The 1,686-nt window shown below is 44.9% G+C and carries 1 protein-coding gene; it reads left to right on the forward strand.

Annotated features, from left to right (window positions below; all coding sequences use genetic code 11):
* Positions 1 to 339 precede the first annotated feature (339 nt).
* Positions 340 to 1,554 (forward strand): IS110 family RNA-guided transposase, encoded by a 1,215-nt coding sequence (locus HMPREF9469_RS13125; RefSeq protein ID WP_166461760.1) that lies wholly within the window; start codon positions 340 to 342, stop codon positions 1,552 to 1,554.
* Positions 1,555 to 1,686: the final 132 nt, after the last annotated feature.

The raw sequence follows: 1,686 nt of genomic DNA on the forward strand, positions 1-1,686 counted from the left end.
CTAACCAGCTCTTCATTCGCAGCATTCGTTTTATGCAGGTTGAGCCGTCCTACTACAATATATTTATGGTTAATATCCCTTACATCCAGTAAGGAATTATCCATCTTGTTGCTTAAGCTGTTAGAATGTAAGAGCAATCGGTATAGCGGATTCCTCCTTGGGCTTTGCGCCCGTAAATAAGTCTGCTAACCAGCTCTTCATTCGCAGCATTCGTTTTATGCAGGTTGAGCCGTCCTTTGGAATGCGTTCGTGTCACACCACAGTAGATTGAATGGGCAATGAGTAAAACTGGTATTGACCAATTGCTACCTAAGATAAAGGAGTGACATTTTTATGAGCATGAACGCAGTAGGTATTGATGTTTCCAAACGAAAGAGCACCGTGGCTATCCTACGTCCCGGCGGTGAAGTTGTCGCCAGTCCCTTTGATGTTCCCCATCTATCAGGCTGTTTCCAGCCTCTTATTCAACACATCAGAGCCTTAAACGGCCAAACACGCATCGTTATGGAATGTACGGGCCGTTACTACGAACCTGTTGCCCGCCAACTCTCTCAAGCCGGATTCTTCGTCTGCGCTGTTAATCCACAGATCATCCATGGCTTTCAAGGCCAGGACAATCCCCTTCGAAGAGTAAAAACCGATAAAGCAGATTCCATAAAAATCGCACGCTACACTCTTGACAACTGGGCGAATTTGAAACAGTATACTCTTATGGATGAACTACGCACACAGCTTAAAACTATGAACCGCCAGTTCGATTTTTACATGAAACATAAGACTGCCATGAAAAATAACCTGATCGGTCTGATCGATCTGGCCTATCCGGGAGCTAACACCTACTTCGACAGCCCTGCCCGTGAGGACGGCAGCCAGAAATGGGTGGATTTCCTTGATACTTACTGGCATGTCGATTGCGTCCGCAAAATGTCCTGCAATGCCTTTACCCTGCACTATCAAAAATGGTGTTGCCGTAAGAAGTACAACTTTAGCCGTTTAAAAGCTGAAGAAATCTACGAGACAGCAAAGGAACTGATTCCCGTACTTCCAAAGGATGACTTTACCAAACGCATCATCAAACAGGCAATACAACAATTAAACGCCGCTTCACAGACCGTGGAACAACTGCGTATACTGATGAATGAAACCGCTGCTAAACTGCCGGAATATCCGATTGTTATGGCAATGAAGGGGGTAGGCCCCTCTCTCGGTCCCCAGCTTATGGCTGAGATCGGAGATGTCGCACGTTTCACCCACAAGGGCGCTATCACGGCATTTGCCGGAGTAGACCCCGGTGTGAACGATTCCGGGGATTATTCTCAGAAGAGTGTGCATGTTTCCAAGCATGGCTCACCCGCTTTACGCAAAACACTGTACCAGGTCATGGATGTTCTAATTAAAACCAAACCGGATGATCCCGTTTATCTATTCATGGACAAGAAGCGCGCACAAGGTAAACCTTACTATGTTTACATGACCGCAGGTGCCAATAAATTTTTACGTATTTACTATGGGCGAGTGAAAGAATATCTTGCTTCTCTTCCGGCATCGGAATAACCAACACGTAAAACCTGTTTTTAGACCGGCATATCCTGGCGGTCTTATTTTGATACCCACTTTTCAACCTGTATAAATTTTTCAATGTTCTTTAAAATTTAGCTTGACTTTTTATTTGCAGGCTTATTTTTT

The sequence above is a fragment of the [Clostridium] citroniae WAL-17108 genome (assembly GCF_000233455.1).
In the GTDB taxonomy this organism is placed as follows: domain Bacteria; phylum Bacillota; class Clostridia; order Lachnospirales; family Lachnospiraceae; genus Enterocloster; species Enterocloster citroniae.